This is a genomic window from Pseudomonas aphyarum, from assembly GCF_028657055.1.
Taxonomy (GTDB): domain Bacteria; phylum Pseudomonadota; class Gammaproteobacteria; order Pseudomonadales; family Pseudomonadaceae; genus Aquipseudomonas; species Aquipseudomonas aphyarum.
This window is the reverse complement of sequence record NZ_JAMDGS010000015.1, coordinates 115,681-131,570: the sequence shown is the minus strand read 5'-3', so window position 1 is coordinate 131,570 and position 15,890 is coordinate 115,681. Positions and strand designations below refer to the sequence as shown.

The 15,890-nt window shown below is 62.0% G+C and carries 13 protein-coding genes and 1 riboswitch; of the genes, 11 read left to right on the top strand and 2 right to left on the bottom strand.

What is annotated here, in order from left to right; genetic code table 11:
- Window positions 1-45: 45 nt before the first annotated feature.
- Window positions 46-1,479 (bottom strand): TolC family outer membrane protein, encoded by a 1,434-nt coding sequence (locus M5G18_RS23605; protein ID WP_179692872.1) that lies wholly within the window; start codon window positions 1,477-1,479, stop codon window positions 46-48.
- Between the two features lie 196 nt (window positions 1,480-1,675).
- A riboswitch (TPP riboswitch) is annotated at window positions 1,676-1,781 on the top strand.
- A gap of 146 nt (window positions 1,782-1,927) precedes the next feature.
- On the opposite strand from M5G18_RS23605, the gene thiC reads away from it, so the two are divergent.
- Together thiC and cytX are read left to right on the top strand one after the other, a co-directional pair.
- Window positions 1,928-3,817 carry a phosphomethylpyrimidine synthase ThiC gene (gene thiC, locus M5G18_RS23600; protein WP_011332157.1) on the top strand — a complete coding sequence of 630 codons (1,890 nt, stop codon included), beginning with the start codon at window positions 1,928-1,930 and terminating at the stop codon, window positions 3,815-3,817.
- 181 nt (window positions 3,818-3,998) lie between these two features.
- Window positions 3,999-5,291, top strand: coding sequence for a putative hydroxymethylpyrimidine transporter CytX (cytX, locus tag M5G18_RS23595; protein WP_273897035.1), 1,293 nt, complete (start codon window positions 3,999-4,001; stop codon window positions 5,289-5,291).
- Here cytX and M5G18_RS23590 read toward each other — a convergent pair.
- Window positions 5,260-6,006 (bottom strand): RsiV family protein, encoded by a 747-nt coding sequence (locus M5G18_RS23590; protein ID WP_273897036.1) that lies wholly within the window; start codon window positions 6,004-6,006, stop codon window positions 5,260-5,262. The two genes, cytX and M5G18_RS23590, sit on opposite strands and share 32 nt — an antisense overlap.
- A 221-nt stretch (window positions 6,007-6,227) precedes the next feature.
- Here M5G18_RS23590 and M5G18_RS23585 point away from each other — a divergent pair, with 221 nt between their 5' ends.
- The 9 genes from M5G18_RS23585 to M5G18_RS23545 all read left to right on the top strand — a co-directional run bounded on the left by M5G18_RS23585 (window position 6,228) and on the right by M5G18_RS23545 (window position 15,534).
- Window positions 6,228-6,845: an NUDIX domain-containing protein gene (locus M5G18_RS23585; protein WP_007952223.1), complete on the top strand. Its 618-nt coding sequence runs from the start codon at window positions 6,228-6,230 to the stop codon at window positions 6,843-6,845.
- Window positions 6,836-7,288, top strand: coding sequence for a DUF1249 domain-containing protein (locus M5G18_RS23580; protein ID WP_007952222.1), 453 nt, complete (start codon window positions 6,836-6,838; stop codon window positions 7,286-7,288). The genes M5G18_RS23585 and M5G18_RS23580 overlap by 10 nt, the downstream gene beginning before the upstream one ends.
- A gap of 105 nt (window positions 7,289-7,393) precedes the next feature.
- Window positions 7,394-8,209: a 3',5'-cyclic-AMP phosphodiesterase gene (gene cpdA / locus M5G18_RS23575; RefSeq protein WP_273897037.1), complete on the top strand. Its 816-nt coding sequence runs from the start codon at window positions 7,394-7,396 to the stop codon at window positions 8,207-8,209.
- Window positions 8,210-8,305: 96 nt separating this feature from the next.
- Window positions 8,306-8,914, top strand: a complete 609-nt coding sequence (locus tag M5G18_RS23570) for a YqiA/YcfP family alpha/beta fold hydrolase (protein WP_273897038.1) — start codon at window positions 8,306-8,308, stop codon at window positions 8,912-8,914.
- A gap of 42 nt (window positions 8,915-8,956) precedes the next feature.
- A complete protein-coding gene (parE, locus tag M5G18_RS23565) occupies window positions 8,957-10,864 on the top strand; it encodes a DNA topoisomerase IV subunit B (protein WP_273897039.1) in 1,908 nt (635 codons plus the stop codon).
- A complete protein-coding gene (locus tag M5G18_RS23560; RefSeq protein WP_273897040.1) occupies window positions 10,864-11,853 on the top strand; it encodes an esterase-like activity of phytase family protein in 990 nt (329 codons plus the stop codon). Before parE ends, M5G18_RS23560 begins: the two co-directional genes overlap by 1 nt.
- A complete protein-coding gene (locus M5G18_RS23555; protein WP_273897041.1) occupies window positions 11,850-12,374 on the top strand; it encodes a retropepsin-like aspartic protease family protein in 525 nt (174 codons plus the stop codon). Before M5G18_RS23560 ends, M5G18_RS23555 begins: the two co-directional genes overlap by 4 nt.
- Before the next feature lie 7 nt (window positions 12,375-12,381).
- Window positions 12,382-14,646, top strand: coding sequence for a DNA topoisomerase IV subunit A (parC, locus tag M5G18_RS23550; RefSeq protein ID WP_273897042.1), 2,265 nt, complete (start codon window positions 12,382-12,384; stop codon window positions 14,644-14,646).
- Window positions 14,647-14,823: 177 nt separating this feature from the next.
- Entirely contained in the window at window positions 14,824-15,534 is a 711-nt protein-coding gene (locus M5G18_RS23545) for a PqiC family protein (protein ID WP_007952202.1), read from the top strand.
- The last annotated feature ends 356 nt before the right edge of the window (window positions 15,535-15,890 follow it).

The window sequence follows — 15,890 nt, the reverse complement described above, 5'->3', positions numbered from 1 at the left end:
TAAATAGGATCCATTTAGGGGCTGCTACGGTCAATATTTACGTTGTTAAGGCCGGGCCTTGAGCTGGGCTTCCGCAGCCTTGGCCAGATCCGGCGGCAGGAAATCCTTGTCCGGGTTGTAGTCGGCCTTCAGGTAGCGGGTCAGATCCTGCAAATCACCCGGGTTCAACGTCCCCGCCGCCTGCTTCAGGCGCAGGTTGTCGAGGATGTAGTCGTAGCGGGTGTTGTTGTAGTTGCGCACCGAGGTGTACAGCTGACGCTGGGCGTCGAGTACGTCGACGATGTTGCGCGTCCCCACCTGATAACCGATTTCCGTGGCTTCCACTGCGCTCTGGTTGGAGATGATCGACTGGCGGCGCGCCTGTACCTGCTCGACGTCGGTGTTCACCGCGCGGTGCAGGTTGCGGGTGTTCTCGACGATCTGCCGGCGCAGGCCTTCACGTTGCTGTTCGGTCTGATCCAGTTGCGCGTAAGACTGGCGCACCTGGGAGCTGGTCAGCCCACCGCTGTAGATCGGGATGTTCACCTGCAACGCCAGGGTGCGTTGTTCGACGTTGCCGCCATACGGCGTGCCGAAAGCATTCGGGTTGCTGAAGCCAAACGAATCGTTGTCGCCTTTCTCGTACTTCGCCACGGCGTCGAGAGTCGGCAGGTGGCCGGCCTTGCGCTGTTTCAAGGTCTGCTCGGCGGAGCTGACCGCGTAGTTGCTGGCCAGCAGATTGAGGTTCTGTTTCGCGGCGGTATCGACCCAGGCCTTGGCGTCGTTCGGCGCCGGCGGCAGGATCGGCAACGTGTGGACGATGCCCTGGATCGAGTTGTACTGACGGTTGGTCAGGGTGATCAGCGCTTCGAACGCATCATCGACCTGACGCTGGGCGACGATCCGGTTGGCGCGTGCGGTGTCGTAACTGGCTTGCGATTGCAGCACGTCGGTTTTGTCCGACAGGCCCACATCGAAGCGCTCGTTGGACTGGTCGAGCTGGCGTTTGAACGCGGCTTCCTCGGCCTTGGTCGAGGCCAGGTTGTCCTGGCTGCGCAGCACGTTGAAGTAACTCTCGGCGGTCTGCAGGATCAGGTTCTGTTCGGTGGCCGAGAGTTGCAGCGCGGCCTGCTCGTTGACGTCCTTGGCGGCCTGGTACTGGAACCAGCGATCGGCGCGGAACAGCGGTTGCGCCAGGGTCGCCTGATACGACTGGGCGCTGCGGTTGGCGACGGCCGACGGCTGATCGATGTCGGTACGGACATTGGCGACCTGGGCGCCACCGGACAGGTTCGGCAGCAGCCCGGCGCGGGCCTGGGGCACGACTTCTTTCTGCGCGCCGTACTGGGCGCGGGCGGCGGCCAGGTCGGCGTTGTTGTCGACCGCTTCCTGATAGACGCTGACCAGATCAGTCCTGGTCGATAAAGGCGCTTCTGCTGCCCAGACCGTTGTGGTGGACGCACAAGACACGGCGACAGCCAGTGAGAGTTTGCGCAGCATGAGGCGATCCCTAGCATGAATATTATGGAAATAATCCGGGCGCCAAAGGTAAGGCGCGGCCCATGCAGCGTCAAGGCGCAGCATGGCGTAGCGAGTGTAGTTGCGCAGGCGGCAGGCAACAATCTGCCAATTGCGCCATTCATCATGGTGTTTGCAGCGGTGTTGGCGTTCTTTGCCGGTTGTGTCTAGACTGGCCGGGTTCTTGTCGGGGTGCCTTGCTATGAGGCTGAGATCGAATAATTTCGGATCCCGTTGAACCTGATCAGGTTAGCGCCTGCGTAGGGAACAAGATTTCTCGTCACCCGGCGAGTCCTCTTGTGCTTCGTCCGGGATATTGTTCGACAATCGAACGCTCGACGACGATGCACAGCACCAGTCCTGGTGCGTCCGTGCCTTTCAGGTTCTGCTCCGACAATCCACTGCCTGGATGCTGTCTGGAGAGCCCGTGATGACTACAAAATCTAAAAACGCGATCAACCTGAGTGACTCGGCCAAGGTCGACGAGCAGTCGGTTCAACCGTTCACCCGTTCGCAAAAAGTCTACGTTCAGGGCTCCCGCCCGGACATCCGCGTGCCGATGCGCGAAATCACCCTCGATGTGACCCCGACCGACTTCGGCGGCGAAATCAACGCGCCGGTCACCGTCTACGACACCTCCGGCCCGTACACTGATCCGAACGTGGTGATCGACGTGCGCAAAGGTCTGGGCGACGTGCGTTCGGCGTGGATCGACGACCGTGGCGACACCGAGCGCCTGCCAGGCCTGAGTTCGAATTTCGGTCAGGAGCGTCTGGCCGATCCGGAGCTGACCAAGCTGCGCTTCGCCCACGTCAACAACCCGCGCCGCGCCAAGGCCGGGGCCAACGTCAGCCAGATGCACTACGCCCGTAAAGGCATCATCACCGCCGAGATGGAATACGTCGCCATCCGCGAAAACATGAAGCTGCAAGAGGCCCGCGCTGCCGGTCTGTTGAAGCAGCAGCACGCCGGCCACAGCTTCGGCGCGAGCATCCCGAAAGAAATCACCCCTGAGTTCGTGCGTGAAGAAATCGCCCGGGGCCGCGCGATCATTCCGGCCAACATCAACCACGTCGAACTGGAACCGATGATCATCGGCCGTAATTTCCTGGTGAAGATCAACGGCAACATCGGCAACAGCGCGCTGGGTTCGTCCATCGAAGAAGAAGTGGCGAAACTGACCTGGGGCATTCGCTGGGGCTCGGACACCGTGATGGACTTGTCCACCGGCAAGCACATCCACGAAACCCGCGAGTGGATCATCCGTAACTCGCCAGTGCCGATCGGCACCGTGCCGATTTATCAGGCGCTGGAAAAAGTGAATGGCGTCGCCGAAGACCTGACCTGGGAGCTATTCCGCGACACACTGATCGAGCAGGCGGAGCAGGGCGTCGACTACTTCACCATCCACGCCGGCGTGTTGCTGCGCTATGTGCCGCTGACCGCTAAACGCGTGACCGGCATCGTGTCCCGTGGCGGTTCGATCATGGCCAAGTGGTGCCTGGCGCACCACAAAGAGAACTTCCTCTACACCCACTTCGACGAAATCTGCGAAATCATGAAGGCCTACGACGTCAGCTTCTCGCTGGGCGACGGCCTGCGTCCGGGCTCGATTGCCGACGCCAACGACGAAGCGCAATTCGGCGAACTGGAGACCCTTGGCGAGCTGACCAAGATCGCCTGGAAGCACGACGTGCAATGCATGATCGAAGGCCCGGGCCATGTGCCGATGCAGCTGATCAAAGAGAACATGGACAAGCAGCTGGAGTGCTGCGACGAGGCGCCGTTCTACACGCTCGGCCCGCTGACCACCGACATCGCACCTGGTTACGACCACATCACCTCCGGCATCGGTGCGGCGATGATCGGCTGGTTCGGTTGCGCGATGCTCTGCTACGTGACGCCGAAGGAACACCTGGGTCTGCCGAACAAGGATGACGTGAAGACCGGGATCATCACCTACAAGATCGCCGCCCACGCGGCGGACCTGGCCAAGGGGCATCCGGGCGCGCAGATCCGCGACAACGCCTTGAGCAAGGCGCGGTTCGAATTCCGTTGGGAAGACCAGTTCAACCTCGGTCTGGACCCGGACACCGCCCGTTCGTATCACGATGAAACCCTGCCGAAGGATTCGGCGAAGGTCGCGCATTTCTGTTCGATGTGCGGGCCGAAATTCTGCTCGATGAAGATCACTCAGGAAGTCCGCGAATACGCGGCCAACCAGCGGATCGACGCGGTCGACGTGGACGTCGCCCAGGGCCTGGCGGAACAGGCCGAGCGGTTCAAGAAGGAAGGCAGTCAGCTGTACAAGAAAGTTTGATCTGACCTGAGTCCGGCGGCGCTCGCGCCGCCGTCATCGCGGGCAAGCCCGCTCCCACAGTGTTTTGCGTTGCCCACAGGATTTGTGTTCAGCGAGGATTCTGTGGGAGCGGGCTTGCCCCGGGCGGCGTTCCGACGATGGCGATCAAAAAAACAACAAATGTCCCTCTGAGATAACACCCTTGAGCATTCAACCCGGTACTTATTCCCCCGACCTCGCCGTGCCCGCCGACAAGCGTGTATTCGGCGGTCGCGATCTGTTTTCCCTGTGGTTTTCCCTCGGCATCGGCCTGATGGTTTTGCAGACCGGTGCATTGCTGGCGCCGGGTCTGGGCCTGTCGGGATCGCTGCTGGCGATCTTCCTCGGCACCCTGGTCGGCGTCCTGTTGCTGGCTGCCGTCGGCGTGATCGGCAGCGACACCGGCCTGTCGTCGATGGCGGCGCTGAAGCTCAGCCTCGGCAGCAAAGGCGCGAGCCTGCCGGCGCTGCTCAACCTGCTGCAACTGATCGGTTGGGGTTCGTTCGAAATCATCGTCATGCGCGATGCCGCCAGCCTGCTCGGCACCCGCGCATTCAGCGAAGGTTCGCTGTGGGCCAGTCCGATGCTGTGGACTTTGTGCTTCGGTGCGCTGGCGACCTTGCTCGCGATCAGCGGGCCGTTGACGTTTGTGCGCAAGATCCTGCGCAAGTGGGGCATCTGGCTGATTCTGGCCGCGTGCATTTGGCTGACCTGGAACCTGTTCGCCAAGGCTGATCTTGCCGCCTTGTGGGCACAGGCCGGTGATGGCTCGATGTCGCTCGCCGTGGGCTTCGACATTGCGATTGCGATGCCGCTGTCGTGGCTGCCACTGATCGCCGACTACTCGCGTTTCGGCCAGCGGGCGAAGAACGTGTTCGGCGGCACGGCGATCGGTTTCTTCATCGGCAACTTCTGGCTGATGAGCCTCGGCGTGGCCTACACCCTGGCCTTCGCGCCGAGCGGTGAAGTCAACGCGCTGCTGCTGGCACTGGCTGGCGCGGGTCTGGGCATTCCGCTGCTGCTGATTCTGCTGGACGAGTCGGAAAACGCTTTCGCCGACATTCACTCGGCAGCGGTTTCCAGCGGGATTCTGTTGCGTCTGAAAGTCGAGCATCTGGCGCTGGCCATCGGTGTGATCTGCACCCTGATCGCCTTGCTCGCGCCATTGGCGCAATACCAGAACTTCCTGCTGCTGATCGGTTCGGTGTTTGCGCCGCTGTTCGGCGTGGTGCTGGTGGATCACTTCATCCTGCGCAAGCGCAGTGCCCAGGTGGCATCGGCCGCGTTGCGCTGGCCGGCACTATTGGCCTGGCTGGGTGGCATCAGTACCTATCACTTGCTGGCCAATCTGTATCCGGATGTCGGCGCGACCCTGCCGGCGCTGGTGCTGGCAGGGCTGCTGCAACTGGTGCTCGGTCGGGCTTTCAGTTACGGCCGGGAAACAGCTCGGGCTTGAGAATGCCGTTCAGGCGCGGGTAAGGGATCTTCAGTTCGACGTGGCCCAGCGCATAAGGCGCGATGGTGGTCACGTCGTACTTGAGGATCACGCCGCCGTAGGTCAGCGCCACGTTCGGGGTTTTGACGAACGGCCAGCTCTTCACGAACTCCGGTTCCTGATCGAGCTTGGTGCTGATCAGCCAGCTGTTGTGCGCCACTTGCGCGGCTTTCCAGAATGCCTCTTCCTGACCTGGCAGCAACATATCCGCCAGGGTCAGCACTTTGTGCTGCTGACGCGAATAGTTGATGAAACCACGTCCCGGTGTGCCATGGGCACCGCCGGTGTCCAGGTAACTCGACGTTTCGATGATCACCAGACCGTCATGCTGCTCGCGTACTTTCGCCTGCAAATAGCTGCTGTTGCGCGGGCCGGCGTTGGCCAGGAACTGGTCGCGATACGCTGCCAGTGTCGGCGCTACCGGCGCGTTCGGTGCGGTGCGGGTCATTTGCAGCAGGCGTTTTTCGATGATGCCGTCCAGCGCCGGTTCTGCCGGGAAGCGCAACGTATCGATGTTCACCAGCGGGCAGTCCGGGTTGGAGCAACCGGGTTTCAGCGTTTCCGAGGCGTCGCGGGTGGTTTCCAGCGGCGTGCGCAGGTTGGGCTGGAACAGGCTGGCGCAGGCGCCCAGGGTCAGGGCGATGGCGGCCACGGAGGCAATTTTGAAAAGCGACATGGGCGTCCTTTCTGAAGCAGGGGAAGGCAAAAAGTTACCGCTTCGACTCTCAACGAAGCGGTCAGTTCGCCACTAAGCTAATTAGAGTGGGTTTCGCCTCCACCGTCTATCCCGCTGACAGTAAAGGGGCTGCATCAAACGTCACCGGCGCGTTAGGATGGCGCGAAGTCGAGGTCGCAGGTAAGGCGCCTCGTATTGGATTTGCAGTAAAGAGGATGCTCATGACCGATTTTGCCAAAGCCATTCCGACCGCCGTCGATATCGTGCGACGCGAGCAGTGCTACAAGGGCTTCTACAAGCTCGACCGTCTGCACTTGCGCCACGAACTGTTCGCCGGTGGCATGAGCCGCGAAATCAATCGTGAAGTGTTCGTGCGCCACGATGCCGTGTGCATGCTGCCCTATGATCCGCAGCGCGACGAAGTGGTGCTGATCGAGCAGTTTCGCGTCGGCGCTCTGGGCAAGGCGGACAACCCGTGGCTGGTGGAACTGGTCGCCGGTCTGATCGACAAGGACGAACAGCCGGAAGAAGTTGCTCACCGCGAGGCACAGGAGGAAGCTGGGCTGGACATCAAGGCCCTGTGGCCGATGACCAAATACTTTCCATCGCCGGGCGGCAGCAACGAATTCGTACATTTGTATCTGGGGCGTTGCAGCACCGAAGGCGCGGGCGGCCTGCATGGGCTGGAGGAAGAAGCTGAAGATATTCGCGTCACGGTCTGGGCCTTTGAAGATGCCTTGCAGGCCGTACGTGACGGACGGATTGCCAATGCGGCGAGCATCATCGCCTTGCAGTGGCTGGCGCTCAATCGCGCCGAAGTGAGGGGGCTATGGTCGTAAACAAGCTGCGCGATCGCTACCGCGTCGACCTCGTGGGCCTGCAAGCCGCCTGCGAGGCGAACTACGCGCGCCTGATGCGACTGTTGCCGGACATGCGCAGCGACCCAGAAGCGCGGCGCATCGCCGTGACCCAGGGCGACCAGATGCTCGGCGTGCTGACGCTGGAAGTGCTGCAGGCCTGTCCGTACACCACGACCCTCCAGGTGCGTCAGGAACACAGCCTGCCGTGGCTGCCGGTGCCGCAACTGGAAGTGCAGGTCTATCACGACGCGCGCATGGCCGAGGTGATCAGCGCCGAGCATGCGCGACGTTTTCGCGGCGTCTATCCTTACCCGAATGCGGCCATGCATCAGCCGGACGAAAAGGCCCAGCTCAATCTGTTCCTGGGCGAATGGCTGAGTCATTGTCTGGCGTGCGGGCACGAATACGCGGCGGTCCGATAACCACCGCAAGTTGTGAACTGCGTCCGGTTCGCCGGTTTCTCTTTGCGCTGTCCCCCCGCATAATTGCCGCACCTTTCCAGTCCCGCGATCCCGGGGGAGAACGCCTTGCCGAGCGTATCGACTTTGACCACCGCCGACACGGCGTTGCTGGTGCAACTCTCTGACAGTCATCTGTTCGCCGAGGCGGACGGAACGCTGCTGGGCATGAACACCCGCGAGAGCCTGCAAAAAGTCATCGAGCTGGTGCTCGAACAGCAACCGCGGATCGACCTGATCGTTGCCAGCGGCGACTTGTCCCAGGACGGTACGCTGGAGTCATATCAGCAATTCCGCCAGATGACGGCACAAATCGACGCGCCGGCCCGCTGGATTCCCGGCAATCACGACGAACCGCAGATCATGGCTCAGGCGACTGTGAAGAGCGCGCTGCTGGAGTCTGTTGTGGATGTCGGCAACTGGCGCGTGACCCTGCTCGATTCGGCAGTGCCCGGATCGGTGCCGGGGTATTTGCAGGATGACCAACTGCAGCTGCTCGCCCGCTCCCTGAGCGAAGCGCCGGATCGCCATCATCTGGTGTGCTTCCACCATCACCCGGTGTCGATCGGTTGCGCCTGGATGGAGCCGATCGGCTTGCGCAATCCGGAAGCGTTCTTCGACGTGCTCGACCGTTTCCCGCAGGCCCGCGCGGTGCTGTGGGGCCATGTGCATCAGGAAATCAACCGCGAGCGCAACGGCGTAAGGCTGATGGCGTCGCCGTCGACCTGCATCCAGTTCGAGCCAGGCAGCGAAGACTTCAAGGTCGGCGAACAGGCACCGGGGTATCGCTGGTTGCGATTGTTGCCGGATGGGCGGATCGAGACCGGTGTGGAGCGTGTCACCGGTTTCCGGTTCACTGTTGATTACGGCTCCGACGGTTACTGATCAAAGGGCGCAGCGCTGATTTCCTCGGGTGCTGGCCCAACACCCCTCGACTCCCTGTAAACTCCGCTTTCTTCAGCCGACGCCCAGGGAGCTCAAATGTCCGGTTCGATTCTCTATATCCATGGTTTCAACAGCGCGCCGGCCTCGAAGAAGGCCTGTCAGCTGGTCGAGGTGATGGAGCGGCTGGGTTTGAGCGATCAACTGCGTGTGCCGGCGCTGCACCATCACCCGCGCCAAGCCATCGGTCAGCTGGAACAGGCAATCGCCGAACTCGGCCGGCCATTGCTGGTGGGAAGCTCGCTCGGCGGCTACTATGCGACTCACCTGGCCGAGCGCCATGGCCTGAAAGCCCTGCTGGTCAACCCGGCCGTCAGTCCGCACCGGATGTTCGACGGATACCTGGGCACCCAGAAAAACCTGTACACCGACGAAACCTGGGAGCTGACCCACGACCACGTGACGGCCCTGGCCGAGCTGGAAGTGCCGGCGCCACAGGATCCGCAGCGTTATCAGGTATGGTTGCAGACCGGGGATGAAACGCTGGATTATCGCCTTGCCCAGCAGTATTACCGGGCCTGTGCCTTGCGCATTCAGGCCGGCGGCGACCACAGTTTCCAGGGATTTGTTACACAATTGCCGGCATTGCTCAGCTTTGCCGGGATTGGCGCCGATACCTATCAGGCAATCGATTTCACCACACTGTGAAGTCTTGCCCCATTTTCATTGAATCACTGACGACGAGACCCTATGGCCACTCCCAGCGCTAGCTCCTATAACGCCGACGCCATCGAAGTCCTCTCGGGCCTCGACCCGGTGCGCAAACGCCCCGGCATGTACACCGACACCAGTCGGCCGAACCACCTTGCCCAGGAAGTCATCGACAACAGCGTCGACGAAGCCCTGGCCGGCCACGCCAAATCGATCCAGGTCATCCTCCACGCCGACCACTCGCTGGAAGTCTGCGACGACGGCCGTGGCATGCCGGTCGACATCCACCCGGAAGAGGGGGTTTCGGGCGTTGAGCTGATCCTCACCAAGCTCCATGCGGGCGGCAAGTTTTCCAACAAGAACTACCAGTTCTCCGGCGGTCTGCACGGGGTGGGTATTTCCGTGGTCAACGCCTTGTCGACCCAGGTACGGGTACGGGTCAAGCGTGACGGCAACGAATACGAAATGACCTTCGCCGACGGGTTCAAGGCCACCGATCTGCAAGTGATCGGCACCGTCGGCAAGCGCAATACCGGGACCAGCGTGTATTTCGCGCCGGACCCGAAATACTTCGATTCGCCGAAATTCTCTATCAGCCGCCTCAAGCACGTGCTCAAGGCCAAGGCTGTTCTGTGCCCGGGGCTGCTGATCAGCTTCGAAGACAAAGGCACTGGCGAAAAGGTCGAGTGGCATTACGAAGATGGCCTGCGCTCCTACCTGGTAGACGCGGTCAGCGAATTCGAGCGCCTGCCGGACGCGCCGTTCTGCGGCAACCTGGCCGGCACCAAGGAAGCGGTCGAGTGGGCGCTGTTGTGGTTGCCGGAAGGCGGCACCTCGGTCACTGAAAGCTACGTCAACCTGATACCGACGGAGCAGGGCGGCACCCACGTCAACGGCCTGCGCCAGGGCCTGCTCGACGCGATGCGCGAGTTCTGCGAATTCCGCAGCCTGCTGCCGCGCGGCGTGAAGCTGGCGCCGGAAGACGTCTGGGAGCGCATCGCTTTTGTCCTGTCGATGAAGATGCAGGAACCGCAATTCTCCGGCCAGACCAAAGAGCGTCTGTCGTCCCGTGAAGCGGCGGCCTTCGTTTCCGGCGTGGTCAAGGACGCATTCAGCCTGTGGCTCAACGCCAACCCGGAAACCGGTCTGGCGCTGGCCGAACTGGCGATCAGCAACGCCGGCCGCCGCCTGAAGGCGAGCAAAAAGGTCGAGCGCAAGCGCATCACTCAGGGGCCGGCATTGCCGGGCAAACTGGCCGATTGCGCCGGGCAGGACCCGATGCGTTCCGAGCTGTTCCTGGTGGAAGGTGATTCCGCCGGCGGTTCGGCCAAACAGGCGCGGGACAAGGAATTCCAGGCGATCCTGCCGTTGCGCGGCAAGATCCTCAACACCTGGGAAGTCGACGGCAGCGAAGTGCTGGCCAGCCAGGAAGTGCACAACATCGCGGTGGCCATCGGTGTCGATCCGGGCGCCGAGGACATGAGCCAGCTGCGCTACGGCAAGATCTGCATCCTCGCCGACGCCGACTCCGACGGTCTGCACATTGCAACGTTGTTGTGCGCCTTGTTCGTCCAGCATTTCCGCCCGCTGGTGGATGCCGGTCACGTCTACGTGGCGATGCCGCCGCTGTACCGTATCGACCTGGGCAAAGAGATTTTCTACGCCCTGGATGACGCCGAGCGCGACGGGATTCTCGACCGTCTGGTGGCCGAGAAGAAGCGCGGCAAGCCGCAGGTCACCCGATTCAAAGGTCTGGGTGAAATGAACCCGCCGCAACTGCGTGAAACCACCATGGACCCGAACACCCGCCGTCTGGTGCAGTTGACCCTCGGGGACGACTTCGCCGAGACCTCGGAAATGATGGACATGCTGCTGGCGAAGAAACGCGCAGGCGACCGCAAGACCTGGCTCGAATCCTATGGCAACCTCGCCGAGATCCTCGCCTGATGCGGTTTGGCTGGGTCTTGGCGGGTGCGGTGCTGCTGGGGTCGATGACGGCGTCGGCGGAGCCTGTAGAAGAGCTGCGCGTGCTCGCCGAACACCCGGTCGAAGGCATGCGCGGCGGCAACCTGTCGGGGCTGGCCTTGTGCGGCAATGACCTGTGGACCGTTTCGGACCGCGACGATGATCAGATCTACCGTCTCGATATCCGCGACCGGGTCTGGCAGGCCACGGCCGTGCGCGTCGATCCGCCGAAAGTGCCGGAAAGCGGCTTGCCGTGGGGCATCAGTTCGCGCACCTGGGCGGCGTCGTTCGTTCGTGGCGGTGACTTGGATTTCGAAGGGATCACCTGCGACAGCGCCGGCAATCGCTACATCGTCAGCGAAGCCCACGCGGCTGTGTTGCAAGTGCCGCCGCAGGGGCCGTCGTCGTGGCTGAAAATCTCGCCGATGATGGTGCGCGAAGCGCGGGCCAGCGGGATGTTGCTGCAATTCAACGCGATATTCGAAGGTCTGGCGATCAACCCGGCGGGCGATCAGATGTGGCTGGCCGCCGAGCGGCAAAGCCGTGGCTTGTTGCTGATCAAGCGCCAGCAGACGGTGTGGGATTGTGACGGTCGCTGCGTGTTGCTCAGCGAGGGCGGGATGGAAATGCAACCGCCGCAGTTCCCGAAAGCCCGTCCGGTCAATCGGGATTTCTCCGATATCTCCCTGTTCAACGGCAAGCTGTTTACCCTTGAGCGCAACGCGTACCAGATCTGTCGCCGCGATGCGCAGACAGCCAAGGTCGAGCTCTGCTGGTCGTATGCGGCCGAGCTGTTGCAGGCCAATCGGCGTTATTCGCAGAACTTCGGGCTGGAAGAGGCGCTGGTGGTCGATGCTCAAGGTGCCTGGATCGGTGTTGACAACAATTTCGGCCCGCGCGCCGATGGCGAGGTTCGCCCGATCATCTGGCGTTTCGCCGCGCCAGAGGGTGGCTGGAGCGCCAAGCCATGAGCCCGCAACCGCCGGGCAAACGCGCCGGTCGGGTGCTGATGATTCTGGCGTGGTGCGCGGCGCTGTTTCTGGCCACACGGTTTTTCGGCCAGTGGGAAGAGCGCCAGCAGAACCCGAATGTGGTGGTCAGCTCGGAACAGGGCGACGGTTTTATTGAAGTGAAACTGGCAAGTAATGCCCAAGGGCATTTTGTCGCCAGTGGCCAGATCAATGGTCAGCCGGTGGAGTTCATGCTCGACACCGGCGCGACCGACGTGGCAATCCCGGCCCAGGTGGCGAAAAACCTCCGGCTGGAAGAAGGTTTCGGTGTGACCCTGAGCACGGCCAATGGCCTGAGCCAGGGCTATCGCACCCGTATCGACCGCCTGCAACTGGGCGACATCGTGCTGCGGGACGTCCGCGCACTGGTGGCGCCCGGTCTGCATGGCGATGAGGTGCTGCTCGGCATGAGCGCCCTGAACAAACTTGAATTTACTCAGCGCGGCGGCACTATGCTGCTGCGCCAGACAACGAACCGATGAGGCCCGCATGAGCGACAACCTTGCAGACAGCTTAGATGGCGTAGAACGCCGGTCGCTGGCTGACTTCACCGAAAAAGCCTACCTCAACTACTCCATGTACGTGATCATGGACCGTGCCTTGCCGCATATCGGCGACGGTCTGAAACCGGTACAGCGGCGTATCGTCTACGCCATGAGCGAGCTGGGGCTGGATGCCGATTCCAAGCACAAGAAGTCGGCGCGTACCGTCGGCGACGTGCTCGGCAAGTTCCACCCGCACGGCGACTCGGCGTGCTACGAAGCGATGGTGCTGATGGCCCAGCCGTTCAGCTATCGCTACACGCTGGTGGACGGTCAGGGTAACTGGGGTGCGCCGGACGATCCCAAATCCTTCGCCGCCATGCGTTACACCGAAGCGCGGCTGTCGCGTTATTCCGAAGTGCTGCTCAGCGAACTGGGCCAGGGCACCGCAGACTGGGGCCCGAACTTCGACGGCACCCTGCAGGAACCGCTGGTGTTGCCGGCACGTTTGCCGAACATCCTGCTCAACGGCACCACCGGTATCGCCGTGGGCATGGCCACTGATGTGCCGCCGCACAACCTGCGCGAAGTCGCCACTGCGTGCGTGCGCCTGCTCGACGAGCCGAAAGCCACGGTCGAACAGCTCTGCGAACACATCCAGGGCCCGGACTATCCGACCGAAGCGGAAATCATCACCCCGCGCGCCGACCTGCTGAAAATGTACGAAACCGGCAAGGGTTCGGTGCGCATGCGCGCCGTGTACCACGTCGAGGACGGCGATATCATCGTCACCGCGCTGCCGCATCAGGTCTCCGGGGCCAAGGTGCTGGAGCAGATCGCCGCGCTGATGCAGGCCAAACCGTCGAAAGCGCCGCAGATCGCCGATCTTCGCGACGAATCCGACCACGAAAACCCTTGTCGCATCGTGATCATCCCGGTCAACAGCCGCGTCGATCACGAAGCGCTGATGCAGCACCTGTTCGCCAGCACCGAGCTGGAGTCGACCTATCGGGTCAACGTCAACATCATCGGTCTGGACGGCAAGCCGCAGCTGAAAAACCTCCGTGCGTTGCTGGTGGAGTGGCTGGAATTCCGCGTGCTGACCGTGCGTCGCCGCCTGCAATTCCGTCTCGACAAGGTCGAGCGTCGCCTGCACCTGTTGGACGGTTTGCTGATCGCTTACCTCAACCTGGATGAAGTGATCCATATCATCCGCACCGAGGAACATCCGAAAGCCAAGCTGATCGAGCGTTTTGCCCTCAGCGAAATCCAGGCCGACTACATCCTCGACACCCGTCTGCGTCAGTTGGCGCGACTGGAAGAGATGAAGCTGCGCGACGAGCAGGACGAACTGCTCAAGGAGCAAGCCAAGCTGCAAGCCCTGCTGGGCAGCGAAGCCAAGCTGAAGAAGCTGGTTCGCAGCGAGCTGCTGAAAGATGCCGAAACCTACGGAGATGACCGTCGGTCGCCAATCGTCGAGCGCGCCGAAGCGAAGGCGCTGACCGAGCACGATCTGCTGCCGAACGAGAAAGTCACTGTCGTATTGTCGGAAAAAGGCTGGATCCGTTCGGCCAAGGGCCACGAGATCGATGCGACCGGCCTGTCGTACAAGGCCGGTGACGGCTTCAAGACCTCGGCGGCGGGGCGTTCGAACCAGTCCGCCGTGGTGATCGACTCCACGGGCCGCAGTTACTCGCTGGCCACCCACACCCTGCCATCGGCACGGGGCCAGGGCGAGCCGTTGACCGGCCGTCTGACGCCGCCGCCGGGCGCAACATTCGAATGCGTGCTGATGCCTGAGGAGGACTCGCTGTACGTGATCGCCTCCGACGCCGGCTACGGTTTTGTGGTGAAAGGCGAAGACCTGCAAGCCAAGAACAAGGCCGGCAAGGCCCTGTTGAGCCTGCCGAACAACGCCAAGGTGATCGCGCCGCGTCCGGTCGCCGACCGCGAGCACAACTGGCTGGCTTCGGTGACGACCGAGGGTCGCCTGCTGATCTTCAAGATCAGCGATCTGCCACAATTAGGGAAGGGCAAAGGCAACAAGATCATCGGTATTTCCGGTGAGCGTGTGGCCAGTCGCGAAGAATATGTCACGGACATCGCCGTTCTTCCGGAAGGCGCCACCTTGGTGCTGCAGGCCGGAAAACGCACCTTGTCGCTGAAAGCCGACGACCTCGAACACTACAAAGGTGAACGTGGTCGCCGTGGCAACAAACTGCCACGTGGCTTCCAGAGGGTGGATGCGCTGCTCGTCGAAAACCTCAATTAGGCGTCCTAGAGCGCCGTATCTACGATTTAACCCGTAGATCGGCGCTTTGGCGCTGGAGTCGGAACGCATATTCACGGATGATATGGCCTTTCCAAGCGCCGGCGTGGCCGAGCGTTCTTCATATTTATTGAGTATTTTCACTGTGGTCAGCCTTGTGGCGGCCACCTGGACGGGATGATGACTTCTCTGCGCCCCCTTATTTTCCTGCTCGCCGGCGTTCTTGGCCTGGCGGGTTGCAGCGTTCACCAGCCGGTGTCGCTGTATCAGCTGGACAGCGGAAGTCCGGCTCAGCCTGCGCAAAGCTCAGGCATGGCAGTTTTGCTGGGCCCTGTAATCGTTGCCGATTACCTGCAACGTGAAACCCTGTTGCAGCGTCAACCGGACGGCAGCCTGCAAGCCTCGGTCGATGGCCGCTGGGCCGGTAGCCTGTCTTCGGACATCGATCAGTTGCTGTTGCGTCAGGTTGCCGGGCATCTGGACAGTCAGCGTGTCGTGCTGGCGCCGGCCACCGTGGGCTTCACCCCGGACGTGCAGGTGCTGTTGACCATTACGCGTCTGGACTCGGGTCAGTCGCAACCGGCGATCCTCGATGCGCAATGGCGTCTGATCGACCGCCGTGGCCAGGTGCGCGATAACCGCATCGTCCATCTGCAGGAACAGCATGCCGGCACCACCGCCGCACAGGTGCAGGCGCAAGGCGTGTTGTTGCAGCGTCTGGCCGAGCAGCTGTCGGTAGCGCTCAAGCCGTTGGCCAATCAGCCACCGGTGGCCGAGGCACCGCGCAAACCGGCACCGAAGCCGGCAGCACCGGCGGCGGAAGCCGAGAAGCAGCCGAAGATTCCGATGGCTTCGCCGATTCGTACGGATATGGAAGTGTTTCGCTTTTAAGGCTGGAACGAGTCAGGACAGAGCCCGCCTTGTGCGGGCTTTGTTGTGTCTGGGGTTCTGGGTAGAAGATCAAAAGCCCCCTCACCCCAGCCCTCTCCCGGAGGGAGAGGGAGCCGACCGATGTGTCTGGCGCTATACGTCGACCTGAATGACCGTGGCGATTGGATTTTGGGAGGGCACACGTTCGGTTGCTTGCTTGGATTTTGGATTCGGCACAGCACGTTCAGGTCGGTGTAGATCCCGAATATCCCCCTATCAGTCCCCTCTCCCACCGGGAGAGGGCTAGGGTGAGGGGGTTCTTCAGCTTCTAGCGCAACCTCAAAACCACCACACACAAAAAAGCCCGCAGACAATCA

Excerpts from the sequence above, each read along its gene's own strand:
- M5G18_RS23605 (WP_179692872.1), bottom strand. The coding sequence starts at position 1,479 with ATGCTGCGCAAACTCTCACTGGCTGTCGCCGTGTCTTGTGCGTCCACC.
- parC (WP_273897042.1), top strand. The coding sequence starts at position 12,382 with ATGAGCGACAACCTTGCAGACAGCTTAGATGGCGTAGAACGCCGGTCG.
- M5G18_RS23585 (WP_007952223.1), top strand. The coding sequence starts at position 6,228 with ATGACCGATTTTGCCAAAGCCATTCCGACCGCCGTCGATATCGTGCGA.
- M5G18_RS23555 (WP_273897041.1), top strand. The coding sequence starts at position 11,850 with ATGAGCCCGCAACCGCCGGGCAAACGCGCCGGTCGGGTGCTGATGATT.
- M5G18_RS23560 (WP_273897040.1), top strand. The coding sequence starts at position 10,864 with ATGCGGTTTGGCTGGGTCTTGGCGGGTGCGGTGCTGCTGGGGTCGATG.
- M5G18_RS23570 (WP_273897038.1), top strand. The coding sequence starts at position 8,306 with ATGTCCGGTTCGATTCTCTATATCCATGGTTTCAACAGCGCGCCGGCC.
- parE (WP_273897039.1), top strand. The coding sequence starts at position 8,957 with ATGGCCACTCCCAGCGCTAGCTCCTATAACGCCGACGCCATCGAAGTC.
- thiC (WP_011332157.1), top strand. The coding sequence starts at position 1,928 with ATGACTACAAAATCTAAAAACGCGATCAACCTGAGTGACTCGGCCAAG.
- M5G18_RS23590 (WP_273897036.1), bottom strand. The coding sequence starts at position 6,006 with ATGTCGCTTTTCAAAATTGCCTCCGTGGCCGCCATCGCCCTGACCCTG.
- M5G18_RS23545 (WP_007952202.1), top strand. The coding sequence starts at position 14,824 with ATGACTTCTCTGCGCCCCCTTATTTTCCTGCTCGCCGGCGTTCTTGGC.
- M5G18_RS23580 (WP_007952222.1), top strand. The coding sequence starts at position 6,836 with ATGGTCGTAAACAAGCTGCGCGATCGCTACCGCGTCGACCTCGTGGGC.